General features: G+C 29.9%; 1 pseudogene. It reads right to left on the bottom strand.

Features of this window, described 5'->3' with window-relative positions:
* Positions 1–261, bottom strand: a pseudogene (locus ACWA1B_RS22940) (PAS domain-containing sensor histidine kinase); the annotation flags it as partial.

Raw genomic sequence — 261 nt, 5'->3', positions numbered from 1 at the left:
AATTAATGCTATCCTCTTGAATTTTCCAGTCCCAAATGGTATCGCTTGTTGCTTTTGCTACAATGTCGTACTTCTCATTTGACTCTTCTATTTCTTCGTTGGTTTTGTTTAACTTTTCAAAGATGGTGATGTTTCTTTTTTCGTTTTTTGAAAGAATAAAACTGAAAACTAGGCCAGTAATTAAAATAAAAGCAATGTCTTTTAATAAAGAAAGAAATAGATATTCTGAAGAAGAAAAGTAGGTTGTGAGTAATTTATGAC

The organism is Flavobacterium xizangense, assembly GCF_054075145.1.
This window is presented reverse-complemented; position numbering and strand designations above follow the sequence as displayed.